The sequence below is a fragment of the Streptomyces sp. NPDC107538 genome, from assembly GCF_055657445.1.
The window spans coordinates 1-23,971 of record NZ_JBVKAY010000004.1 but is presented as its reverse complement, the minus strand read 5'-3'; the positions used below and the strand labels follow the sequence as shown (position 1 = coordinate 23,971).

The following is a 23,971-nucleotide window of genomic DNA, read 5'->3' as shown; positions in this document are numbered from 1 at the left end:
TCCGGCACCCGCACACGTAAGGACAAGCGAAAGATCGTACACGTAGCTTTAAGCTGACCTTAAAGATGCCGGTTAGGATGGCCGCATGATGCTCGACGTGCGGCGTATGCAGGTGCTCAGGACCGTGGTGACCAGCGGCTCGGTGACGGCCGCCGCGACCGCCCTCGGCTACACCCCCTCCGCGATCAGCCAGCAGATCGCCGCGCTGGAGAAGGAGGCCGGGACCGCGCTCCTTGAGCGGGTCGGGCGCGGGGTGCGGCCCACGGAGGCCGGGCTGCTGCTCACCGAGTACGCGGGCACCATCGGGCGGCAGGTCGCCGAGGCGCAGACCGCGCTGGCCGATCTGCGGGCGGGCCGCACCGGACGGCTCGCCGTGCGCTACTTCGCCACGGCCGGCGCCCCTCTCGTGGCCCCCGCCGTCGCCCGGCTGCGCGCCGAGCACCCCGGCGTACGGATCGAGCTGAAGCTCATCGACCCCGACGACCCGCTCCCGGCCGTCAAGGAGGGCCGCGCCGACCTCGCGCTCGTCGTACGGCCGCGCGGGGCCGACCCCGAGGGCGTACGGCTGCTGCATCTGCTCGACGACACCTACTTCGCCGTCCTGCCCGCCGCGCACCCCCTCGCCGACCGGCCCGCCCTCGCGCTGGCCGATCTCGCCGACGAGCCGTGGGTGGGCAGCGAGTGGCCGGGGCCGTGCCTGGACGCCCAGCTGGAGGCGTGCGCGGAGGCCGGGTTCCGGCCCAGGTTCGCGGTGGAGAGCGAGGACTACGCGACCGCGCAGGGCTTCGTGGCCGCCGGACTGGGCGTCGGCCTCGTCCCCCGCCTCGGCCTGGGCAGCCCGCATCCGGATGTCGTCGTACGCCGGTTCACCGGCCCGGAGCCCCGGCGCTCGATCCACGCGGCCGTACGCGAGACGGCCCCGCCGCAGCCCGCGTTGCGCACGTTCGTCAGAGCGCTGAGGCAAGCGGCCGACGCCTCGCGGTCCCGGCGACCGGCACCCGCCGTCGACACCCAGGGCACGTGAGGTGTCGGGTGCGGGTCCGGTGGGGGCTTCTCGCGCGGTTCCCCGCGCCCCTGAAAAACCGGGGCTGCGCCCCTGCTTTTTCGCTCCGGAAAGGGCCGTAGGCCCTTCAGGGGCGCGGGGAAGTGCGCGAGAAGCCCCACCGGACCCGCACCCGACCACGCACGCACAGCCGGGCCTACCCCTTGACCGGCTCCAGTTCCGGCTCCCCGGACCGGCCCGCCACCTGACGCGGCAGCGCGTACGGCAGCGCGCCGTACCAGACCCGGGCGACCGTGAAACCGAAGGCGAGGCAGAGCATGCCGCCGACCGCGTCCAGCCAGAAGTGGTTGGCGGTGGCGACGATCACCACCAGGGTCAGCGTGGGGTAGAGAAGGCCCAGCACCCGCACCCAGGGCACCGACGCCAGCGCGAAGATCGTCAGCCCGCACCACAGCGACCAGCCGATGTGCATCGACGGCATCGCCGCGTACTGGTTCGACATGTTCTTCAGATCGCCGGAGGCCATCGAGCCCCAGGTCTGGTGGACGACGACCGTGTCGATGAAGTTCTCGCCCGTCATCAGCCGGGGCGGGGCCAGCGGGTAGAAGTAGTAGCCGACCAGGGCCACGGCGGTGGTGGCGAACAGCACCAGACGTGTCGCCGCGTAACGCCCCGGATGACTACGGTAGATCCACACCAGGACACCGAGCGTGACGATGAAGTGCAGGGTCGCGTAGTAGTAGTTCATGCCGACGATCAGCCATGTCACCGAGTTCACGGAGTGGTTGATCGTCTCCTCGACCGCGATCCCGAGGTGGTGCTCCATCCGCCAGATCCAGTCGGCGTTCTCCAGCGCCTGCGTCTTCTGCTCGGGGACCGCGTTGCGGATCAGCGAGTACGTCCAGTAACTCACTGCGATCAGCAGGATCTCGAACCAGATGCGGGGGCGACGGGGGGCCCGCAGCCGGTGCAGGAACCCCTGTTCCGGCGCGCCCGTGACCGACCGCGGAGCGGCCTGCTCCCGGCCTTCCTCCAGTGTCGTCACGGTTGAATCACCCATGGGCACAGAGTCTGCCAGACATTAGATACCCCACCGATCATCCTCTGGTCGGGTTCATCACGCACGTTCGTCGGGGTACCACGCGGGGCCGTCTCCTACGCACGTATCGCATCGCTCCCCGTTTCCTACGCCTTAGGTACGAGACCGGTCCCCAGGAGCCGAAGCCGTCGACCCCCGCACCACCAGTTCCGGCATGAACACGAACTCGCTGTGCGGCGCCGGAGTCCCGCCGATCTCCTCCAGCAACGTACGCACCGCCGCCTGCCCCATCGCCGGGACCGGCTTGCGGACGGTCGTCAGCGGGGGATCGGTGAAGGCGATCAGCGGGGAGTCGTCGAAACCGACGACCGAGACGTCCTGCGGCACCTGAAGGCCCCGCTGGCGGGCCGCCCGGATCGCGCCCAGCGCCATCATGTCGCTCGCGCACACCACCGCCGTGCAGTCCCGGTCGATGAGCGCCAGGGCCGCCGCCTGCCCGCCCTCCAGCGTGTACAGGGAGTGCTGGACCAGCTCCGACTCGACCGTCGAGGCCGTCAGGCCCAGCTGGTCCTGCATGGTCCGTACGAAGCCCTCGATCTTGCGCTGGACCGGCACGAAACGCTTGGGGCCCAGGGCCAGGCCTATCCGGGTGTGCCCGAGGGAGACCAGATGCGTCACCGCGAGGGACATCGCCGCCCGGTCGTCCGGGGAGATGAAAGGAGCCTGCACCTTCGGCGAGAAACCGTCCACGAGGACGAACGGCACGCCCTGGGCGCGTAGTTGCTCGTAGCGCTGCATGTCGGCCGAGGTGTCGGCGTGCAGACCGGAGACGAAGATGATGCCGGCGACCCCCCGGTCGACGAGCATCTCCGTCAGCTCGTCCTCGGTCGATCCGCCGGGGGTCTGGGTGGCGAGGACCGGGGTGTAGCCCTGCCGGGTCAGCGCCTGGCCGATGACCTGGGCCAGGGCCGGGAATATGGGGTTCTCCAGCTCCGGGGTTATGAGGCCCACCAGGCCCGCGCTGCGCTGCCGCAGCCGTACGGGCCGCTCGTAGCCCAGGACGTCCAGGGCGGCCAGAACGGACTGGCGAGTGGTCGCGGCGACGCCCGGCTTCCCGTTCAGGACGCGGCTGACAGTCGCCTCGCTGACCCCCGCCTGGGCTGCGATGTCGGCAAGCCGTGTGGTCACAGCACTGGACTGTACCGGCCGGGCCTGCGCTTGCCCACCGGCCCGGCGCCGGGGGCGGGCGGGGGTGCGGCCCGCTGCGGGCTGCTGCGTCATCGCGTTCCCTCGTGATTCTGGTCGGTGTCCGTGGGGGCGCCCGTGCGCGGAACGTGGTGGTCGGGGGTGGCTCTCCGCAAGGCGCTGACGGGGTGATGATGGCCGCCCCCGCCCATGGTGGCAAGAGCTTGCAGAGTCTTTCACAGCCCCCGGAGCCCTGGCTGAGCGGCCCTGATACCGGGTTTCGGCCAAGTCGAGCACAGGTCACGGGCCGGTAACCATCGCCCGTTGTTGCAATTTTTTGCAGCAAGGTCTTTCGTCGCGCTTACAACGCTGTTACGTTCGGCCACGCCCGGCGGCGGCGACGGCGCGGCGGCACTCCGGTGGGACGGCAGACGGGGCCCTCCCGCCCGGCACACGGGCTTTCACCCTCAAGGAGATCTCATGCGGCGTGGCATAGCGGCCACCGCGCTGGTGGCGTCGATCGCCCTCACGGCGACGGCCTGCGGCGGAAGCGACAGCGGCGACTCGGCCGACGGTCCGGTCACCATCACCTGGTGGGACACCTCCAACGCCACCAATGAGGCACCGACGTACAAGGCCTTGGTCAAGGAGTTCGAGGCCGCGAACAAGGACATCAAGGTCAAGTACGTCAACGTGCCCTTCGACCAGGCGCAGAACAAGTTCGACACCGCCGCCGGTGCCACGGGCGCCCCGGACATCCTGCGCTCCGAGGTCGGCTGGACCCCCGCCTTCGCCAAGAAGGGCTTCTTCCTGCCGCTCGACGGCACCGAGGCCCTCAAGGACCAGGACAAGTTCCAGCCCAGCCTGATCAAGCAGGCCCAGTACGACGGCAAGACCTACGGCGTCCCGTTCGTCACCGACACCCTCGCGCTGGTCTACAACAAGGAACTCTTCGAGAAGGCCGGCATCACCGAGGCCCCCAAGAGCTGGGACGACCTGAAGAAGGCCGCCGCCACGATCAAGGACAAGACCGGCGTCGACGGCTACTGGGGCTCCACCCAGGCCTACTACGCCCAGTCCTTCCTCTACGGCGAGGGCACCGACACCGTCGACGTCGCGCAGAAGAAGATCACCGTCAACTCCGCCGAGGCGAAGAAGGCGTACGGCACCTGGCTGGACCTCTTCGACGGCAAGGGCCTGCACAAGGCGGACACCACCGCCGACGCCTACGCCCACATCCAGGACGCCTTCGTCAACGGCAAGGTCGCCTCGATCATCCAGGGCCCGTGGGAGATCACCAACTTCTACAAGGGCTCCGCGTTCAAGGACAAGGCCAACCTGGGCATCGCCACCGTCCCGGCCGGCTCCTCCGGCAAGGCGGGCGCCCCGACCGGCGGCCACAACCTCTCGGTCTACGCCGGCTCGGACAAGGCGCACCAGGAGGCCTCGCTGAAGTTCATCGACTTCATGACCTCGGCGAAGTCCCAGGAGACCATCGCCCTGAAGAACTCCACGCTGCCCACGCGGGACGACGCCTACACCGCCGAGGTCAAGGCCGACCCGGGCATCGCCGGCTACCAGACCGTGCTCGCCGCCGCCCAGCCGCGCCCCGAGCTGCCCGAGTACAGCTCCCTGTGGGGCCCGCTCGACACCGAGCTGCTCGCCATCGCCGGCGGCAAGGAGTCCCTGGACAAGGGCCTCGGCAACGCGGAGACCGCGATCGCCAAGCTGGTCCCGGACTACAGCAAGTGACCCCGCGTGACCGCCGCGTCCGCCCCGGCCCTCGGGGGACGGACGCGGCGGTCACCGGACCGTCCCCCGAGCAGCCCAGTCCCCGCCCAGCCCCCTGAACTTCCAGAAGGTGTCGAACGATGACAGTCGCCATCGACCGCGCGACCGGCAAGCGCCGAGGTGAACCGGGTGGGCGCCCCGGCCGGCTGACGCGTCTGAGGCAGTCGTACCAGCGGTACTGGTACGCGTACGCGATGATCGCCCCGGTCGTCGTCGTGCTCGGCGTCCTGGTGCTGTATCCGCTGGCGCGCGGCTTCTACCTCACCCTCACCAACGCCAACAGCCTCAACTCGGCGCGCACGATCGGCGCCAACCACATCGAGGCGACCTACGAGTTCATCGGCCTCGACAACTACGCCGACATCCTCTGGGGCCCGACCTCCTACGACCGCTTCTGGTCGCACTTCATCTGGACCATCGTGTGGACGGCCCTCTGCGTCGCCCTGCACTACGTCATCGGCCTCGGCCTCGCGCTGCTGCTCAACCAGAAGCTGCGCGGCCGCACCTTCTACCGGCTGATCCTGGTCCTGCCGTGGGCCGTGCCCACCTTCGTCACCGTCTTCGGCTGGCGGTTCATGCTCGCCGACGGCGGGGTCATCAACGCCGGCCTCGAAGCGCTGCATCTGCCGGCGCCGCTGTGGCTGGAGGACACCTTCTGGCAGCGGTTCGCCGCGATCATGGTCAACACCTGGTGCGGTGTGCCGTTCATGATGGTCTCGCTGCTCGGCGGCCTGCAGTCCATCGACTCCTCGCTGTACGAGGCCGCCGAGATGGACGGCGCGAGCGCCTGGCAGCGCTTCCGCTACGTCACCCTGCCGGGCCTGCGCTCGGTCAGCTCCACCGTCGTCCTCCTCGGTGTCATCTGGACGTTCAACCAGTTCGCCGTCATCTTCCTGTTGTTCGGCGACACCGCGCCCGAGGCGCAGATCCTCGTGACCTGGGCGTACTACCTCGGCTTCGGGCAGCAGCCGCGTGACTTCGCGCAGTCGGCGGCCTACGGCATCCTGCTGCTGGCCATCCTGATCGTCTTCACCTCCGTCTACCGCCGCTGGCTGAACCGCGATGAGCAGCAGCTCGCGATCTGAGGCAGGAGCCCCCATGAGCACCACGACGCCCACGCCGACCGGCAGGGCCACGGCCGCCGCCGACCGGCCCGTCCCGCCGCGCCCCTCGACGCCCCGGACCCGCCGCCGCGGTGAGAACAGCCTCGCCGGCTCCCTCGCCTCCCACGGCATCCTCATCGTGGCGAGCCTGGCCGCGCTCTTCCCGATCGCCTGGCTGGTCTTCCTGTCCCTCGGCCCGGACAAGGACGATTACCTGCATCCCGGGCGCATCTTCGGCAAAATGACCCTTGCCAACTACTCGCACGTGCTCCAGGAGACACCGTTCTTCGACTGGCTGGTCAGTACCCTCGTCGTCTCGCTCGGCACCACCGTCCTCGGGGTGCTGATCGCGGCGACCACCGGTTACGCCGTCTCCCGTATGCGCTTCCCGGGCTACCGGAAGTTCATGTGGGTGCTCCTGGTCACGCAGATGTTCCCGGTGGCCGTCCTGATGGTGCCGATGTACGAGATCCTCTCGGAACTGAAGCTCGTCGACAGCTACCTCGGCCTCGTCCTCGTCTACTGCTCGACGGCCGTGCCGTACTGCGCCTGGCTGCTCAAGGGCTACTTCGACACGATCCCCTTCGAGATCGACGAGGCCGGACGCGTCGACGGGCTGACCCCCTTCGGCACGTTCGCCCGGCTGATCCTGCCGCTCGCCAAGCCGGGGCTCGCGGTCGCCGCGTTCTACAGCTTCATCACCGCGTTCGGCGAGGTCGCCTTCGCCTCGACGTTCATGCTGTCCGACACGAAGTACACCTTCGCCGTCGGTCTGCAGAGCTTCGTCAGCGAACACGACGCCCAGCGCAACCTGATGGCCGCGACGGCGGTGCTGGTCGCCATACCGGTGTCGGCGTTCTTCTACCTGGTGCAGAAGAACCTGGTGACGGGCCTCACCGCAGGCGGAACCAAGGGGTGACACCCCTCCCCGAACCCGAGGCGGTCGCGGTGACCATCCGACCCCGCTGTCACCGCGACCGTCTCGCCAACACCCCAGCTACCTCTGACCCCATGACCCTGTTACGTACCAAGGACGCCATGAGCCAGCAGCACTACGCCACCGCCCCGGCACCGAACTCCGCCAAAGCCCAGCGCAGCGACTGGTGGCGGGACGCGGTGATCTACCAGGTCTATCCGCGCAGCTTCGCCGACAGCAACGGCGACGGCATGGGCGACCTGGAGGGCGTACGTTCCCGACTCCCGTATCTGCGCGACCTCGGCATCGACGCCGTGTGGCTCAGCCCGTTCTACGCCTCCCCGCAGGCCGACGCCGGGTACGACGTGGCCGACTACCGCGCGGTGGACCCGATGTTCGGCAGTCTGCTGGACGCGGACGCGCTGATCCGCGACGCCCACGACCTGGACCTGCGCGTCATCGTCGACCTGGTCCCGAACCACTCCTCCGACCAGCACGAGTGGTTCAAGCGGGCGGTGGCGGAGGGCCCCGGCTCCCCGCTGCGCGACCGCTACCACTTCCGCCCCGGCAAGGGCGCGAACGGCGAACTCCCGCCCAACGACTGGGAGTCCATCTTCGGCGGCCCGGCGTGGACGCGGGTCACGGAACCCGACGGCACCCCCGGCGCCTGGTACCTCCACCTCTTCGCCCCGGAACAGCCCGACTTCAACTGGGACCACCCGGCGGTCGGCGACGAGTTCCGCTCCATCCTGCGCTTCTGGCTCGACATGGGCGTCGACGGCTTCCGGATCGACGTCGCCCACGGCCTGGTCAAGGCGGACGGCCTCCCCGACCTCGGCGCCCACGACCAGCTGAAGCTGCTGGGCAACGATGTCATGCCCTTCTTCGACCAGGACGGCGTCCACGCGATCTACCGCGAATGGCGCCTGGTCCTCGACGAGTACGCGGGCGAGCGTATCTTCGTGGCCGAGGCGTGGACCCCGACCGTGGAGCGCACCGCGAACTACGTCCGCCCGGACGAACTCCACCAGGCCTTCAACTTCCAGTATCTGGGCACGAGTTGGGACGCGGCGGAGCTGAAGGTCGTCATCGACCGCACGCTGGACGCGATGCGCCCGGTGAACGCCCCCGCGACCTGGGTCCTGTCGAACCACGACGTGACCCGCCACGCCACCCGCTTCGCCAACGAACCGGGCCTCGGCACCCAGATCCGCCTCGCGGGCGACCGCGAACTGGGCCTGCGCCGCGCCCGCGCCGCCTCCCTGCTGATGCTGGCGCTGCCCGGCTCGGCCTACGTCTACCAGGGCGAGGAGCTGGGCCTCCCGGACGTCGTCGACCTCCCGGACGAAGTCCGCCAGGACCCCGCGTACTTCCGGGGCGCAGGCCAGGACGGCTTCCGCGACGGCTGCCGGGTGCCGATCCCGTGGACCCGTACGGGCTCGTCGTACGGCTTCGGCGCGGGCGGGTCCTGGCTGCCGCAGCCGGCCGAGTGGGCCGACCTGAGCGTGGAGTCCCAGACCGGGTCCGAGGGCTCGACCCTGGAGCTGTACCGCGACGCCCTGTCCATCCGCCGCGCCCAGCCCGCCCTCGGCGCGGGCGACGCGGTGGAGTGGCTCAAGGCCCCCGCCGGCGTCCTGGCCTTCCGCCGGGGCGACTTCGTGTGCGTCGCGAACACCACGTCCGAGGCGGTCACGATTCCCGCCTACGGCCGCGTCCTGATCGCCACCGGCGAGGTGACAGTGGTGGACGACGAGGCGAAGCTGCCGGGGGACACGACGGTGTGGTGGACCACGGGCTGAGGGGCCTTCCCTGACGGGGCTTCGGGGCTCGCCGCCCGGGTGGGGCGGCGAGCCTAGCCGCTCAGCCCCAACTCGCCCGCCCGCACCCCCGCCTGGAATCGTGAACCCGCGTCGAACGTGGCGAGGAGTTCGGCGACGCGGCGGCGGTAGGTGCGCAGGGACATACCGAGTTGGCGGGCGGCGGTCTCGTCCGTGGCGCCGGAGCCCAGGGCGCGGAGGACTTCTCGGGTCTCGGCGTCTAGGTGGGGCTGTTCGCCGCTGAGGAAGGCCTTGAGGTCGGTGGCGGTCTCCCAGGCGGCTTCGAACAGGGCGTAGACACCGCCGACCAGGGTGCGGGCCGTGGTGAGGGTGTACTCGCGACCGCCGGGGGAGTCCAGGCCGGCGAGGATCGCGACGCGGTGGTCGATGATGATCGTCTCGTGCGGCAGGGCGGTGGCGGCGATCCGCACCTGGGCGCCCCTGCCGGCGAGTTCGGTCAGATGCTCGCGACCGGCTTCGTCCGCCAGGGCGGACGGGCTGAGCAGCTTGCGGATCCGGTGACCGCCGCTGTTCCCGAGCCGCGCGTGGGCCGTCCGCCGGGCCTCGGGGCGGGGCCAGGTGTCCAGGTCGCGGGCGGCACAGACGAACTCCTCCTGGACGGAGGAGAAAAGGTGCTCGGTGCGGGTGAGGAGCTCCAGGTCACCGCGGATCGTCACGATCTCTGCCACTCCGCCATTCTGCCCGATGGCAGCTTCCTGCCATCGGTTCGCGGCCCGAACACCCCGCCACCCAGGCTGAGTTCATGACCACCGACGACCACTCCAGCCGCCCCCTCGGCTCCTCCCACTCGTTCCGCCTCGGCGGCGACCTCCCGCTCCACCGCATCGGCTTCGGCGCCATGCGTCTGCCCACCAACACCTTCCACGGCCCGGCCCGTGACCCCGGGACCGGCCGTGCCGTCCTGCGCCGAGCCGTCGAACTGGGCGTCGACCACATCGACACCGCCGCCTTCTACGCCAGCGGCGACGGCACCGTCCGTGCCAACGCCCTGATCCGCGAGGCACTCCACCCCTACCCGGCCGGCCTGGTCATCGCCACCAAGGTGGGCCCGCGCCGGACCCCTGACGGTGGCCTGGCGGCGACCACCGACCCGGCGGACATACGGTCACTCGTAGAGGAGAACCTCGACACCCTCGGCGTCGACCGCCTCGATCTCGTCTATCTGCGCATCGGAGGCGTGGGGCTGCCGCCGCGCGGTGAATCCGTCGCCGCCCGCTTCGAGGCGCTGGCCGCGATGCGCGAGGAGGGCCTGATCCGCCACCTCGGCCTGAGCAACGTCGACGCCGGCCACCTCGCCGAGGCGCGCGCCATCGCCCCCGTGGCCGCCGTCCAGAACCACTTCCACGCCGACAAGCGGGACGACACCGACCTCCTGTCCACCTGTGAGGACGCGGGAATCGCCTACGTCCCCTTCTTCCCCCTCGGCGGGGGCCTCACCGACCTCACCACCGACGACCGCATCGCCAAGGTCGCAGCCCGCCATGGCGCCACGATCCCCCAGATCGCCCTCGCCTGGCTCCTGACCACCTCCCCCGCCACCCTTGCCATCCCCGGCACCGGCTCCCTCGCCCACCTGGAGGAGAACATCGCCGTCGCGTCGATCACCCTCACCCGGGAGGATCTCGCCGACCTCTCGTGACCGGGACGGGTGTGTGCGGCCTCGCCCCAACGCCCCTCCCCGTGAAGAGATTTCGCGCACGTGAAGAAGGTGTGTCCGGAGGGTTGACCGTCTGACAAGTGGACTCGTACCTTCCTCTCGGTTGAAAGTTTTCAGCCATCTTGCAGCAAGAAACCGCAACGGATCTTGCGTGGATCGCTTCGGACCCCTTCAACGGAGAAGGACCCCACACATGCCCAGCAGAACCCTCTCCGCCGCGCTCGCCCTCGCCGCGGGCGCGTCGATCGCGCTCGCGGTGCCCGCCGGGAGCGCGTACGCGTCACCGCCCGGCACCAAGGACGTCACCGCCGTCCTGTTCGAGTGGAACTTCGCCTCGGTCGCCAAGGAGTGCACCAACACCCTCGGCCCGAACGGCTACGGCTACGTCCAGGTCTCACCGCCCGCCGAGCACATACAGGGCTCGCAATGGTGGACGTCGTACCAGCCCGTCAGCTACAAGATCGCCGGACGGCTCGGTGACGCCACCGCCTTCAAGAGCATGGTCGACACGTGTCATGCGGCCGGCGTCAAGGTCGTCGTCGACACGGTCGTCAACCACATGTCGGCCGGGAGCGGCACCGGCACCGGCGGCTCGTCGTACACGAAGTACAACTACCCCGGCCTCTACTCCTCCTTCGACTTCGACGACTGCACCGCCACCATCAGCGACTACACCAACCGCACCAACGTCCAGAACTGCGAACTCGTCGGGCTCGCCGACCTCGACACCGGTGAGGAGTACGTGCGGTCGGCCATCGCCGGCTACATGAACAGCCTCCTCGGTTACGGCGTCGACGGCTTCCGGATCGACGCCGCCAAGCACATCCCCGCCGCCGACCTCGCCAACATCAAGTCGCGGCTCAGCAATTCGTCCGTGTACTGGAAGCAGGAGGCCATCTACGGCTCCGGCGAGGCCGTGCAGCCCAGCGAGTACACGGGCAACGGGGACGTGCAGGAGTTCCGGTACGCCTTCGACCTCAAGCGGGTCTTCAACAACGAGAACCTCGCCTACCTCAAGAACTACGGCGAGGGCTGGGGGTACATGAACAGCTCCGTCGCCGGCGTCTTCGTCGACAACCACGACACCGAGCGCAACGGCTCCACCCTCAGCTACAAGGACAACGCCACCTACACGATGGCCAACGTCTTCATGCTGGCCTATCCGTACGGCGCGCCCGACATCAACTCCGGCTACGAGTTCTCCTCCACCGACGCCGGTCCGCCCAACAACGGCACGGTCAACGCCTGCTGGCAGGACGGCTGGAAGTGCCAGCACGCCTGGCCGGAGATCATGCGCGTGGTCCCCTTCCGCAACGCCACCCGCGGTGAGGCCGTCACCAACTGGTGGGACAACGGGGCCGACGCGATCGCCTTCGGCCGCGGCAGCAAGGGCTTCGTCGCCATCAACCACGAGTCGGGCAGCCTCAGCCGCACGTACCAGACCTCCCTCGCGGCCGGCACCTACTGCAACGTGCAGAACAACACGACGGTCACCGTGAACAGCTCCGGCCAGTTCACCGCCACCCTCGGCTCCAACGCGGCCCTCGCGATCTACGCGGGCAAGTCCAGCTGCTGAGCGGCCCGGCAACTCCTGGCGCACGCCCGCGCGTTGCGGCCCATGGCAACGCGCGGGACGCGGGGTGTTGACGCCCCCGCGGCCTCGCCCTACGGTCCGAGAAGGGTTATGGGAGCGCTCCCATGACTCTCCGGCAAGCTCCGCCGTAGACGTCGACAGGAGTCGCCATGCGTGTGACCAGACGGCTGGGAGCCCTGATCGTCGGGCTCATGCTCTTCCTCGGATTCGCGACCTCGCCCGCCGCCGCGTTACCCACCAGCTTCCAGTGGAGATCCAGCAACATCCTGATCTCCCCGAAATCTGACGCCACCCACACCATCGCCGCCGTCAAGGACCCCTCGGTCGTGTACGCGGGCGGCCGCTGGCACGTGTTCGCCAGCACCGCCAACAGCAACGGCGCGTACAGCATGGTGTACCTGAACTTCACCGACTGGTCCCAGGCCGCCAACGCCCAGCAGCACTACCTGGACCAGACCCCGATCGGCGCCGGCTACAAGGCCGCGCCCCAGGTGTTCTACTTCGCGCCGCAGGGCCTGTGGTACCTCGTCTACCAGGTCGGCGACAACGCCGCGTACTCGACGACCACCAACATCGCCAACCCCGCATCGTGGAGCGCCCCGAAGCGGTTCTACGCGAACGGCATGCCGCAGATCATCCGCGACAACATCGGCAGCGGCTACTGGGTGGACTTCTGGAACGTCTGCGACAGCGCCAAGTGCTACCTCTTCTCCTCCGACGACAACGGCCACCTCTACCGCTCGGAGACCACGCTCGCGAACTTCCCCAACGGCTTCACCAACACCGTCATCGTGATGCAGGACTCCAACAAGTACCGCCTGTGGGAGGCCGCCAACATCTACAAGCTCCAGGGCACCAACGAGTATCTGCTGCTCAACGAGGCGATCGGCGGCAACGGCAAGCGCTACTTCCGGTCCTGGACGTCGACGAGCCTCACCGGCACGTGGAAGCCGCTCGCCGACACCGAGGCCAACCCCTTCGCCCGCTCGAACAACGTCGCCTTCGACGGCACCCCCTGGACGAACGACATCAGTCACGGCGAGATGGTCCGCTCCGGCACCGACCAGACGCTCACCATCAACCCGTGCCGTCTGCAGTACCTCTACCAGGGCCTGAACCCCTCGGCCACCGGCAACTACAACACTCTCCCCTGGCGGCTGGGCCTGCTGACGCAGACGAACTCCACCTGCTGACAAGGGCGAACGTAGTCCGACCCCGTTCGCCGCGCACAACACCCCCACCTGTAAGCACTTACCGTTACTTTCAAGACTCTTGCTGAAAACCTTTCGGCGGCGATACGGTCGCGCGGGGTCGGACCCGCCAGAGCCGTCATCGCAAGGAGTCCAACTGTGATACCGAGATGGTTCAGCGCGGTCACCGTGACCGCGCTGACCGCTGCGCTCGTCCAACCCCTCGCGGCCGCCGCCGCCACCCCGCCCGCGCCTCCGTCGGACGCGAGGCTGGCGAAGACCGCCACCCGTCACGACCTCACCCGCGAGCAGTTCTACTTCGTCCTGCCGGACCGTTTCGCCAACGGTGATCAGGCGAACGACAAGGGCGGCCTCACCGGCTCACGCCTCGCCACCGGCTACGACCCCACGGACAAGGGCTTCTACCAGGGCGGCGACCTCAAGGGCATCACCCAGCGCCTCGACTACATCAAGGGCCTGGGCACGACCTCGATCTGGCTCGCGCCGATCTTCAAGAACCAGCCCGTGCAGGGGACGGGGGCCGACGCCTCCGCCGGCTACCACGGCTACTGGATCACCGACTTCACCCAGGTCGACCCGCACTTCGGCACCAACAAGGACCTTCAGACCCTGATCTCCAAGGCCCACGCCAAGGGCATGAAGGTCTTCTTCGACGTCATCACCAACCACACCGCCGACGTCGTCGACTACGAGGAGAAGTCCTACGACTACCTCTCCAAGGGCGCCTTCCCCTATCTGACCAAGGACGGGAAGCCCTTCGACGACGCCGACTACGCGGACGGGCGGAAGAACTTCCCGTCCGTCGACCGGGACTCCTTCCCCCGGACCCCCGCCGTCCCGGCCGCCAAGAAGAACACCAAGGTCCCCTCCTGGCTCAACGACCCGACGATGTACCACAACCGGGGCGACTCCACCTGGGCCGGAGAGTCCGCCACCTACGGCGATTTCGTCGGCCTCGACGATCTGTGGACCGAGCGCCCCGAGGTCGTCTCCGGGATGGAGAAGATCTACGAGAAGTGGGTGCGCGACTTCGACATCGACGGCTTCCGGATCGACACCGTGAAGCACGTCAACATGGAGTTCTGGACCCAGTGGGCGACCGCGCTCGACGCGTACGCCGCGAAGAAGGGCCGCGACGACTTCTTCATGTTCGGTGAGGTCTACTCCGCCGACACGTCCGTGACCTCCCCGTACGTCACCCAGGGCCGCCTGGACTCCACGCTCGACTTCCCCTTCCAGGACGCGGCCCGCTCGTACGCCTCCCAGGGCGGCAGCGCGCAAAAGCTCGCCTCCGTCTTCGGGGACGACCACAAGTACACGACCGACAAGGCCAACGCCTACGAGCAGGTCACCTTCCTCGGCAACCACGACATGGGCCGCATCGGGACCTTCCTGAAGCAGGACGACCCGGACGCGAGCGACGCCCAGCTGGTCAGGAAGGCCCGGCTCGCCAACGAGTTGATGTTCCTCAGCCGGGGCAACCCGGTCGTCTACTACGGCGACGAGCAGGGCTTCACCGGCGCGGGCGGCGACAAGGACGCCCGGCAGACGCTCTTCGCCTCCGAGGTCGCCGACTACCTCGACGACGACCAGCTCGGCACGGACCGTACGCACGCCTCGGACGCGTACGACACCAGCGCCCCGCTCTACAAGCAGATCAGCGCGCTCGCCAAGCTCCGCAAGGCCCACCCGGCCCTCGCGGACGGCGTCCAGACCGAGCGCTACGCCGCCGACGGGACCGGGGTCTACGCCTTCTCGCGGACGGACGCCGCGACCGGCACCGAGTACGTGGTCGCCTTCAACAACGCGGCCGAGGCCAGGTCGGCGACCTTCGCGACCGGTTCGGCCGGCATGGCCTTCAAGGGCATCCACGGGACCGACGAGAAGGTGACGAGCGGTACGGACAAGAAGGTCACCGTCACCGTCCCGGCCGGCTCCGCGATCGTCCTCAAGGCCGCCGGCAAGCTCGCGAAGCCCGCCACCGAGCCGTCCCTCACGCTCCAGGCCCCGGCCACCGGCGCCACCGGCACGGTCGAGATCGGCGCGGACGTCGACGGCGGGCAGCTCAACCGTGTCGTCTTCGCCGCCCAGGTCGGCAACGGCAAATGGAAGACGCTGGGGTCGGCGGACCACGCCCCCTACAAGGTCACCCAGACGATCGACGCGGACATTGCGGCCGGAACCGCCCTGCGGTACAAGGCAGTGGTGATCGACCGCACCGGACGTACGGCGAGCGCCACGGCGGCCTCCACCACGGGCACCCCGCCCGCCCCCGAGGTCCCCACCGCCTCCTCGCGGGACTACGCGATCGTCCACTACAAGCGCGCCGACGGCGACTACACCGACTGGCGGCTCTACGCCTGGGGCGACATCGCCGAGGGGGAGGGGACGACCTGGCCGGAGGGCCATGACTTCATCGGGCGGGACGCGTACGGCGCCTTCGCGTACGTCAAGCTCAAGCCCGGGGCCTCGAACGTCAGTTACCTCGTGATCGACAAGGACGGGAACAAGGACGTCTCCGCCGACCGTTCGATCGACGTCACGAAGACGGGCGAGATCTGGGTCGAGCAGGGCAAGGAAGCCGTACGCACGGAGAAGCCGGCCGCCGACTACCCCGAGCAGGACAAGGGCAAGGCCGTCCTGCACTACCACCGCGCCGACGGGAACTACGACGGCTGGGGCCTGCACGTCTGGTCCGGTGCCGCGAACCCCACGGACTGGTCGAAGCCCCTGGAGCCGGTGCGGACCGACGCCTACGGTGCCGTCTTCGAGGTGCCCCTCACCGACGGGGCCACCAGCCTCAGTTACATCATCCACAAGGGCGACGAGAAGGACCTCTCCACCGACCAGGCGCTCGACCTCAAGACGAATGGGTACGAGGTGTGGCTGCTGAACGGGCAGGAGAAGTACCTGCTCCCGCAGCCCGCCGGGTCCGCCGCCGCCCTCGACCTGACCACCTCCAAGGCGGTCTGGATCGACCGGAACACCGTGGCCTGGAACGGCGACGACACCGCCGCCTCCACCCAGCTGCTGTACTCCCGCACCGGCTCGATCACGGCGAAGGACGGCACCCTCACCAGCACCGACGAGCGGTGGCTGCGCCTGACCGAGTCGGCGCTCACCGACGCCCAGAAGGCGAAGTTCCCGCACCTCAAGGCGTACACCGCGTGGACCGTCGACCCGCGCGACCGCGACCGGGTCCGCGAGGCCCTGCGCGGCCAGCTCGTGGCCTCGCAACGCGGGGCGAACGGGGCTGTGCTGGCGGCGACCGGCGTCCAGATCGCCGGCGTACTCGACGATCTCTACGGTGAGAAGGCAGCCGACGCCGACCTCGGCCCGACGTTCACCAAGGGTCGTCCGACGCTCGCCGTCTGGGCGCCCACGGCCCAGAGCGTGTCGTTGGAACTCGACGGCAGGACGCACTCCATGAGGCGGGACGACTCGACCGGCGTCTGGTCCGTCACCGGTGAGAGGTCCTGGCAGAACAAGCCCTACCGGTACGTGGTGAAGGTGTGGGCGCCCAGCGTCCGCGAGGTCGTCACCAACAAGGTCACCGACCCGTACTCCGTCGCCCTGACCGCCGACTCCGAGCGCAGCCTCGTCGTCGACCTCGCCGACAAGTCCCTGGCCCCCAGCGGCTGGTCGTCGTACACCAAGCCGAAGGCCGTGCCGCTGAAGGACGCGCAGATCCAGGAACTGCACGTCCGGGACTTCTCCATCGGCGACAGGACCGTGCCCGCGAAGGACAAGGGCACCTATCTCGCCTTCACCGACCAGGGCAGTGACGGCTCGAAGCATCTGCGGAAGCTGGCGAAGGCGGGCACGTCGTACGTGCATCTGCTCCCGGTCGCCGACATCGCCACCATCCCGGAGCGCAAGGCGGACCAGGCGACCGTCGACTGCGACCTCGCCTCGTACCCCGCCGACTCCGAGAAGCAGCAGGAGTGCGTGGCGAAGGCCGCCGCGAAGGACGGCTTCAACTGGGGCTACGACCCGTACCACTACACGGTCCCGGAGGGCTCGTACGCGACCGATCCGGACGGCACGCGGCGCACGGTCGAGTTCCGGAAGATGGTGAAGGCGCTCAACGCCGACGGCCTCGGCGTCGTGCTGGACGTGGTCTACAACCACACCCCGGCGAGCGGCCAGGCCGACAAGAGCGTCCTCGACAAGGTGGTCCCCGGCTACTACCACCGGCTCCTCGCCGACGGTTCCGTCGCCACCTCCACCTGCTGCGCCAACACCGCGCCCGAGAACACCATGATGGGCAAACTGGTCGTCGACTCGATGGTCACCTGGGCCAAGGAGTACAAGGTCGACGGGTTCCGCTTCGACCTCATGGGCCACCACCCGAAGGCCAACATCCTGGCCGTGCGCAAGGCCCTCGACGCGCTGACCCTCAAGAAGGACGGCGTCGACGGGACGAAGATCATCCTGTACGGCGAGGGCTGGAACTTCGGCGAGGTCGCCGACGACGCGCGCTTCGTCCAGGCCACACAGAAGAACATGGCGGGGACGGGCATCGCCACCTTCTCCGACCGGGCCCGTGACGCGGTGCGCGGCGGCGGCCCCTTCGACGAGGACCCGGGCGTCCAGGGCTTCGCCTCCGGCCTCTACACCGAGCCCAACTCCTCGGAGAACAACGGCACTCCGGCCGAGCAGAAGGCCCGGCTGCTGCACTACCAGGACCTCATCAAGGTCGGGCTGAGCGGCAACCTCGCCCACTACCGGTTCACCGACACCGACGGCAAGGAGGTCACGGGCTCCGAGGTCGACTACAACGGGGCCCCCGCCGGCTACGCCGACGCCCCCGGCGACGCCCTCGCCTATGTCGACGCCCACGACAACGAGTCCCTGTTCGACGCGCTCGCCTTCAAGCTGCCGAAGTCGACGAGCGCCGCCGACCGGGCCCGTATGCAGGTCCTCGCCATGGCGACGGCCGCCCTCTCGCAGGGCCCGGCGCTCTCCCAGGCGGGCACCGACCTGCTGCGGTCCAAGTCCCTCGACCGGAACTCCTACGACAGCGGCGACTGGTTCAACGCGATCCACTGGGACTGCCGGGACGGCGGCAACGGCTTCGGCCGCGGGCTGCCCCTCGCCGCCGACAACCAGTCCAAGTGGCCTTACGCCAAGCCCCTGTTGACCTCCGTCGAGGTCGGCTGCGCACAGATCGAGGGCGCCTCGGCCGCGTACCGGGACCTGCTGCGGATCCGTACGACGGAGGACGTGTTCTCCCTCGGCACGGCCGGACAGGTGCAGTCGACGCTGTCGTTCCCGCTGTCGGGCAAGGACGAGACCCCGGGCGTGATCACCATGGAACTCGGTGACCTCGTCGTCGTCTTCAACGCCACTCCCGAGAAGCGGAAGCAGACCGTGGCCGATCTGGCCGGGACGGGCTACACCCTGCACCAGGTACAGAAGACGGGGGCGGACTCTACCGTCCGCGACTCGTCCTACGAAGCGGAATCGGGGACGTTCGTCGTTCCGGGGCGGACCGTGGCGGTCTTCGCACGATCCGACCGGTAGAGCGCTAGTTTGGGTGGCGCGGACCGGGAGAGAACAGAACGGTCCGCGCCACCCCGGCTTCAGGGACGACAGCTACAGCGACGACAGCTTCAGAGACGACAGCTTCAGGGACGACGAGAGCCTCATGAGCCTGATGGCCGACGGAGCAAGCACCACGGTCATGGTGGTCGACGACGCGGCCGCCGGCCGGTACGCGATGGGCGCGGTGCTGCGCAGAGCCGGACACCGCGTCGTCCCCGTCGCCAGCGCCGGTGAGGCCCTCGCCGAACTCGATCTCCGGCTCCGCTCCGGCGCACTCCCCGATGTGGCCCTCGTCGACGTCGGCCTGCCCGACATGAGCGGCTTCGAACTCTGCCGCCGCCTCAAGGCCCAACCCCCGACGGCGGCCCTGCCCGTCGTCCACTTCTCCGCCGCCTCCGTCGCCCCCAGCGACCGCTGCCGGGGACTCGACGCCGGCGGCGAGGCCTATCTGACCGTTCCCGCCGAACCGGAGGAGATCCAGGCCGTCGTCCGCGCGGCCGTCCGCGGCGCCCGGATGCGCAACGGCGCCGAGGCCCTCGTACGACGGCTCACCCTGCTCTCCGAGACCATCGTCGACGTCCAGGCCGCCCGCACCCTGGAGGAGCTGGCCGGGGCCGCCGCCGAGGGCGCCGCCCGGCTCACCCGGTCGCCCGCCGCCGTGTTCGTGCTCGGCGAGGACGGCTACCTGTACAGCGGCACCTCCCGGGCCCGCGCCCGCACTACCCTCCCCGACACCGGCGCCCACGAGGCCGTGGCCCGGCTCATCCGCCGTATCACCGACGGCGACCCCGGGCCCCACGACACGGTCGTCCCCGCGCCCCTGTGGCCCGCGGGCTTCTTCCGGCCCGGCGTCACCGAGGACGCCCGGCTCGTCCTCGCCCGCACCGAGAGCGGTACGCCGGTCTGCGTCGCCACCCCCGTGCGCGGCACCCGGGGCGCGACCACCGACACCCCGGGCCTGGTCGCCCGCCTCGCCCAGGCCACCGCGCTGGCCGCGCAGCCCCTGCTCATGTACCAGGTCGAGCGGCATGTCGCGCTCACCCTCCAGCACAGCTTCCTGCCCAAGCGGGTGCCCGAGTTCCCCGGCCTCGACGTGGTCGTCCGGTACGTGCCCGCGTCCCGCGAGACCGAGATCGGCGGCGACTTCTACGCGGCCCTGTCCACCCCCGACGGCCTCCTCACCGCCGTCGGCGACGTTGTGGGGCACTCGCTGGAGGCGGCCACCGTGATGGTGGAGATCCGGCACGCCCTGCGCGCGTACTGCGTGGAGCAGTCCGACCCGGCGGCGCTCGCCCTGCGGCTCGACCGGATGCTCATGCACTACCACCCCGAGGTCACCGCGACCGTGTGCCTGGCCCTCGTCGAGCCCGGCAGCGGCCGGGTACGGATCGCCAACGCGGGCCACATCCCGCCGCTGATCGTCCGTGACAGCGGCGAGGCCGAGTATGTGAAGGCCGCCGGGCCGCTCCTCGGGCTCGGCCTCGACCGGCCCGAGCCCACAGAGACGGTGCTGTGGCCGACGGACCGGCTGCTCATGGTCACGGACGGGCTGGTGGAGACCCGGGGCATCGATCTCTCGCTCTCCCTGGAGCAGTTGCGGGCCGCGGCGGCCGGCGCCCCGGCCGGGACGGCCGCGCTGTGCGACACCTTGCTGCACTGTTTCGGTCGGGACCGGGAGGACGACATCGCGATGCTCGCGGTGCGGCTGCGGTTAGGGTGACCTCATGCCGCAGATCACTGTTGACTATTCCGCCGTTCTCACCGAGGGCTTCGACCGGCCCGCCTTCGCCAAGGCCCTGCACGAGGAGGTCGTACGGACCGCCGCCGCGAAGCCGGAGGCGTGCAAGACGCAGTTCCGGCCGACCGCGGACACGGTGGTCGGGCCCGACACGGACGGGCACGGGATCGTGCATGTCACGCTCGGGCTGCTCGCGGGGCGCACCGACGAGACGAAGGTGGCGTTGACCGAGAACGTGTTGGAGCTGGTCCGGGAGTATGTGAAGCCGTCGGGGTTGGTGTTGCATGCGTCGGCGGAGGTGCGGGATCTTGATCCGTCGTACCGGAAGTTTGATGTCTAGGTAGGACTAGGCGCCGTTGGGGCTGCTCGCGGTTGTCGGCTGCGGGTGCGTCGTGGTTGATCGCGCAGTTCCCCGCGCCCCTATTAGGGGCTGGCCAAGGCTACTAGGCGCCCTGTCAGGGTGCTGAACGGGCCGTCCGTCGGCTCGTCGGCGAGAATTCCGCGGAGCAGCGTGGCCATTTCCTCGTCCTGGGCCGCGCTGACGGCCGCCAGGGCCGCGAAGTCGTGGACCAGTTGGATCTCCAGCTCGTGTCTCGGGATGCGGCGGCCGTCCAGCCAGATGAGGGCCGTGGACTCGGCGAGGGAGATCCAGGAGCGGATCACGAGTTCGAGGCGGGCGGGTACGGCGTCGGTGTCCGCGGTCGCGTCCAGGTGCGACAGGATCTGGACATACGCGGCCTGGCGCACACCCTCGACGAGGGCGTTGACGCGGGACGAGCCGACGGCCGGTCCGCCGCGCATCAGGGCGGAGAAACCGGGGCCGTGTTCGTCGACGAAGTCGAAGTAGCGGTGGGTGACGCGGAGCAGCCGCGCGCCGAGCGGGCCCTCGCGGGGCTCCACGAAACGGTTCGCGAGATCGTCCGAGGCGCGGGTCAACGCGGCCTCGTACAGGCTGAGTTTGCCCGGGAAGTAGTGGTAGACGAGCGGGCGTGAGATGCCCGCCGCCGACGCTATCTCGTCGAGGGAGACCTCGTCGGGCGAGCGCCGGCTGAACAGTTCCAGGGCGACCCCGATCAACTGCTGCCGCCGCTCCTCCACACCCATCCTGCGGCGCGCACCGGTTCGCATACGAACACCTTACCGATTGATTTCAGCCCGCCGGCGGCTGGATCGCGGAGAGATGTTCGCATCGCGGACCAGCGGTCCCTTCGGCTAAGGGGCCGACTGAAGCGCCTTGATCTCCCGGCCGTTCGCGAGCCTGCCCTTCAACTCGGCCTGTGCGCCCTCCTCGGCCGGTACGGCGAGGAGGTTGCCCGCCGCCGATCCGCTGACCCCGCCGCTCAGTTCGAGGGAGGCGGTGCCCCGGCTGCCGGCGGCGAGCAGATAGGAGTCACCGGCCGCGGACTTCCAGGGGCCGCCGGCGACGACGTACGGGTCGGCCGGGCCGCAGGCGGGGACCTCGTCGGCGGCGGCCGTGATGTACGCGCCGGCCGGGGTGTTGAACTGGGTCAGCGCCCGGGTTCCCGCGCCCCGCCAGGTCTCGGTGCGGGTGCACACCCAGTCGGCGGCGCCACTGCCGTCGGGCAGCGGCTGCCGGGCGAACTGCCAGGCGTTCACGGCCCGTACGCCCCCCGACCGTACGGCGGCCAGGGAGCAGGCGAAGGGAGCCCAGGTCGCGGGGGAGGCGGAGGCGTCCCGGGCGGGCGACGCGCTCGACGGGCGGCCCACGGTGAGGTGTGCCGGGGTCACCTCGGACAGGTCGGTCAGCAGCCGCGTACCACCGGTGGCATCGGTCAGCTGCAGCACGTCCCACGACCGGCACTCCCCGGTCCGCAGCGCCGGACTCGCGAACGGGGCCGTCGTCCCGTCCTTGCCCAGCGCCAGCTTCCGCACCGCCGCCCCGGGCTTCGCCAGATCCCGTACGGCCGCCCCACGCACCCAAGGGGCCGTCAGATAGCGGACGTTGCCGTCGGACCGGCCCAGCACCAGGGCGCTCGTGCCGGCGCCGGTCGCCCCGTCGACCCGGGTCAGGTCGAGGGCGGCCAGGCCCGGGTCGTCCAGGGGTTCGGCGTACCGGGCGATGCGCAGACCGTCGTGGAGGAGGACGACCCGGAGGTTGTCGACCCGGCCCGCGTACAGCAGCTGCGGCGGGCCCGGCGGGGGACCGGCCTGCGTCCCTAGGGTGACCGCGACCTGCACGGACTCCCCGGGCCGGGCCCAGACCGCGAGGGCCCGCCGTAGCAGGGCCTTGTCCTTGACGAGATCACCGCGCGCGGGCCAGGTGGTGAAGTCCGTCCGCCCCGTCGCCTCCCAGGCCGTGGCCGAGGCCGTCGTCAACTGCTGGGGATCAAGGGCGGCCTGGGCCGCGGGATTCCGCGCGTACGGGGGTGCCGCCGCGCCGTCGGGCCCCCACCCCTCCCCGGGCAGCCCGAGCAGCGCCCCGCACACGACCACCGCGGCCGTGGCGGCCAGCGCGGCCTTCGTGTGCTGGCGGCGGCGCATCAGATCGGTGGGGCGGGCGTGCAGCGAACAGGGATCGAACTCGGGGGAGGCGAGCAGCGGGTACCGCTCCGCCGGAACGGAGTCGGCCTCCGTCAGCGCGGCGGCCGGATCGCCGACGCCGACCTCCTTGAGGAGTGCCCTGACCGCCGCGTCCGGGAGCTTCTCCAGCCCCCGCAGGACATACGCCGCGCGCGCCGGGGCGGAGAGCGCCGACAGCCGCTGGTCCAGGGCGAGTTCGTCGGCGCCGCCGGAGCGCGGGAAGAGCCGCAGCCCCCACACCTGCGGCAGCGGCGGCGGCAACTGCGACCGCTTCGGCCACGCCCTGCGCCGCAGCGGCAGGCCCGCCTCCAGTGCCGTGCGGACCACTTGGAGCCGTACGTAGGCGTACCCGGGGTTGCGCTCGCGCCCCGTGGCCTGTGCCGGGATGAGCGCCGCCGACTTCTGCTTTCTGGGCAACGCCCGCTGGGTCAGCGCGTGTGCCGTCAGCACGCGGCGGTTCCGGCCCAGGGTCGGCGGCAACGTCAGATAGGCCAGCCGGACCAACCGCGGATAGTGCTCGACGAGCGCGGCCTCCGCGTCCTCGACATCCACGACCGACTCCTGGGCGCGCGACGAGGTGGTGCGCGCGGCGACATCCTGTGACTGCACGTTCAGCAAAACGAGCGAATGGTCAGATGGTCATGGGTAAGGCCGGGGCGCCTATGGGGGAGGGGGTGCGGGTCTCTCTGGCGGGTGCGGGTGAGTGGGGCTTCTCGCGCAGTTCCCCGCGCCCCCGAAAGGGCCGCAGGCCCTGGCTAGCCTGCGGCCCTTTCGGGCCGAAAAAGCACGGGGCGCAGCCCCGGCTTTT

At 70.0% G+C, this 23,971-nt stretch carries 15 protein-coding genes and 1 pseudogene; 11 read left to right on the top strand and 5 right to left on the bottom strand.

All coding sequences use genetic code 11. The features are described 5' to 3' along the window. Positions 1–88: 88 nt before the first annotated feature. Positions 89–1,024, top strand: coding sequence for a LysR family transcriptional regulator (locus ACZ7MG_RS14645; protein WP_471395885.1), 936 nt, complete (start codon positions 89–91; stop codon positions 1,022–1,024). A gap of 175 nt (positions 1,025–1,199) precedes the next feature. Here the strand turns inward: ACZ7MG_RS14645 and ACZ7MG_RS14640 are convergent, their stop codons facing one another. Together ACZ7MG_RS14640 and ACZ7MG_RS14635 are read right to left on the bottom strand one after the other, a co-directional pair. Continuing rightward, positions 1,200–2,063: a phosphatase PAP2 family protein gene (locus tag ACZ7MG_RS14640; RefSeq protein ID WP_471395879.1), complete on the bottom strand. Its 864-nt coding sequence runs from the start codon at positions 2,061–2,063 to the stop codon at positions 1,200–1,202. A gap of 132 nt (positions 2,064–2,195) precedes the next feature. Further along, positions 2,196–3,230, bottom strand: coding sequence for a LacI family DNA-binding transcriptional regulator (locus tag ACZ7MG_RS14635; protein ID WP_471395878.1), 1,035 nt, complete (start codon positions 3,228–3,230; stop codon positions 2,196–2,198). A 477-nt stretch (positions 3,231–3,707) separates the two neighbouring features. Between ACZ7MG_RS14635 and ACZ7MG_RS14630 the strand changes: the two genes are divergently transcribed. The 4 genes from ACZ7MG_RS14630 to ACZ7MG_RS14615 all read left to right on the top strand — a co-directional run bounded on the left by ACZ7MG_RS14630 (position 3,708) and on the right by ACZ7MG_RS14615 (position 8,836). Then, on the top strand, positions 3,708–4,979 hold the full coding sequence (locus ACZ7MG_RS14630) for an extracellular solute-binding protein (RefSeq protein ID WP_471395877.1): 1,272 nt from the start codon (positions 3,708–3,710) through the stop codon (positions 4,977–4,979). Between the two features lie 119 nt (positions 4,980–5,098). Continuing rightward, complete coding sequence (locus ACZ7MG_RS14625) at positions 5,099–6,103, top strand: carbohydrate ABC transporter permease (RefSeq protein WP_471395876.1); 1,005 nt, start codon at positions 5,099–5,101, stop codon at positions 6,101–6,103. A gap of 13 nt (positions 6,104–6,116) precedes the next feature. Next, positions 6,117–7,040, top strand: coding sequence for a sugar ABC transporter permease (locus ACZ7MG_RS14620; RefSeq protein ID WP_471395875.1), 924 nt, complete (start codon positions 6,117–6,119; stop codon positions 7,038–7,040). 119 nt (positions 7,041–7,159) lie between these two features. Further along, complete coding sequence (locus tag ACZ7MG_RS14615; RefSeq protein ID WP_471395884.1) at positions 7,160–8,836, top strand: glycoside hydrolase family 13 protein; 1,677 nt, start codon at positions 7,160–7,162, stop codon at positions 8,834–8,836. A gap of 53 nt (positions 8,837–8,889) precedes the next feature. On the opposite strand, the gene ACZ7MG_RS14610 is transcribed toward ACZ7MG_RS14615, so the two are convergent. After that, positions 8,890–9,543, bottom strand: a complete 654-nt coding sequence (locus ACZ7MG_RS14610) for a DNA-binding response regulator (RefSeq protein ID WP_471395874.1) — start codon at positions 9,541–9,543, stop codon at positions 8,890–8,892. A gap of 74 nt (positions 9,544–9,617) precedes the next feature. Between ACZ7MG_RS14610 and ACZ7MG_RS14605 the strand changes: the two genes are divergently transcribed. The 6 genes and pseudogenes from ACZ7MG_RS14605 (at position 9,618) to ACZ7MG_RS14580 (ending at position 20,962) form a co-directional block, all read left to right on the top strand. Then, positions 9,618–10,514 (top strand): oxidoreductase, encoded by an 897-nt coding sequence (locus ACZ7MG_RS14605; protein WP_471395873.1) that lies wholly within the window; start codon positions 9,618–9,620, stop codon positions 10,512–10,514. 211 nt (positions 10,515–10,725) lie between these two features. Further along, complete coding sequence (locus ACZ7MG_RS14600) at positions 10,726–12,108, top strand: alpha-amylase (RefSeq protein ID WP_471395872.1); 1,383 nt, start codon at positions 10,726–10,728, stop codon at positions 12,106–12,108. A 239-nt stretch (positions 12,109–12,347) separates the two neighbouring features. After that, a pseudogene (locus ACZ7MG_RS14595) lies at positions 12,348–13,319 on the top strand (glycoside hydrolase family 62 protein); the annotation flags it as partial. Positions 13,320–13,475: 156 nt separating this feature from the next. Next, on the top strand, positions 13,476–18,863 hold the full coding sequence (pulA, locus tag ACZ7MG_RS14590; protein ID WP_471395871.1) for a pullulanase-type alpha-1,6-glucosidase: 5,388 nt from the start codon (positions 13,476–13,478) through the stop codon (positions 18,861–18,863). A gap of 133 nt (positions 18,864–18,996) precedes the next feature. Next, on the top strand, positions 18,997–20,604 hold the full coding sequence (locus ACZ7MG_RS14585) for a SpoIIE family protein phosphatase (RefSeq protein WP_471395883.1): 1,608 nt from the start codon (positions 18,997–18,999) through the stop codon (positions 20,602–20,604). A gap of 4 nt (positions 20,605–20,608) precedes the next feature. Then, positions 20,609–20,962, top strand: coding sequence for a 5-carboxymethyl-2-hydroxymuconate Delta-isomerase (locus ACZ7MG_RS14580; protein WP_471395870.1), 354 nt, complete (start codon positions 20,609–20,611; stop codon positions 20,960–20,962). Between the two features lie 83 nt (positions 20,963–21,045). Here ACZ7MG_RS14580 and ACZ7MG_RS14575 read toward each other — a convergent pair whose 3' ends face one another. Both ACZ7MG_RS14575 and ACZ7MG_RS14570 read right to left on the bottom strand, forming a co-directional pair. Next, positions 21,046–21,750 carry a TetR/AcrR family transcriptional regulator gene (locus tag ACZ7MG_RS14575; RefSeq protein ID WP_471395869.1) on the bottom strand — a complete coding sequence of 235 codons (705 nt, stop codon included), beginning with the start codon at positions 21,748–21,750 and terminating at the stop codon, positions 21,046–21,048. Positions 21,751–21,834: 84 nt separating this feature from the next. Further along, the gene (locus ACZ7MG_RS14570; protein WP_471395868.1) at positions 21,835–23,772 is read right to left on the bottom strand and encodes a hypothetical protein; all 1,938 of its coding nucleotides are present in this window, start codon (positions 23,770–23,772) and stop codon (positions 21,835–21,837) included. Positions 23,773–23,971 lie beyond the last annotated feature (199 nt).

Excerpts from the sequence above, each read along its gene's own strand:
- ACZ7MG_RS14575 (WP_471395869.1), bottom strand. The coding sequence starts at position 21,750 with ATGCGAACCGGTGCGCGCCGCAGGATGGGTGTGGAGGAGCGGCGGCAG.
- ACZ7MG_RS14615 (WP_471395884.1), top strand. The coding sequence starts at position 7,160 with ATGAGCCAGCAGCACTACGCCACCGCCCCGGCACCGAACTCCGCCAAA.
- ACZ7MG_RS14585 (WP_471395883.1), top strand. The coding sequence starts at position 18,997 with ATGGCCGACGGAGCAAGCACCACGGTCATGGTGGTCGACGACGCGGCC.
- ACZ7MG_RS14640 (WP_471395879.1), bottom strand. The coding sequence starts at position 2,063 with ATGGGTGATTCAACCGTGACGACACTGGAGGAAGGCCGGGAGCAGGCC.
- ACZ7MG_RS14580 (WP_471395870.1), top strand. The coding sequence starts at position 20,609 with ATGCCGCAGATCACTGTTGACTATTCCGCCGTTCTCACCGAGGGCTTC.
- ACZ7MG_RS14625 (WP_471395876.1), top strand. The coding sequence starts at position 5,099 with ATGACAGTCGCCATCGACCGCGCGACCGGCAAGCGCCGAGGTGAACCG.
- ACZ7MG_RS14620 (WP_471395875.1), top strand. The coding sequence starts at position 6,117 with ATGAGCACCACGACGCCCACGCCGACCGGCAGGGCCACGGCCGCCGCC.
- ACZ7MG_RS14645 (WP_471395885.1), top strand. The coding sequence starts at position 89 with ATGCTCGACGTGCGGCGTATGCAGGTGCTCAGGACCGTGGTGACCAGC.
- ACZ7MG_RS14630 (WP_471395877.1), top strand. The coding sequence starts at position 3,708 with ATGCGGCGTGGCATAGCGGCCACCGCGCTGGTGGCGTCGATCGCCCTC.
- ACZ7MG_RS14605 (WP_471395873.1), top strand. The coding sequence starts at position 9,618 with ATGACCACCGACGACCACTCCAGCCGCCCCCTCGGCTCCTCCCACTCG.
- ACZ7MG_RS14600 (WP_471395872.1), top strand. The coding sequence starts at position 10,726 with ATGCCCAGCAGAACCCTCTCCGCCGCGCTCGCCCTCGCCGCGGGCGCG.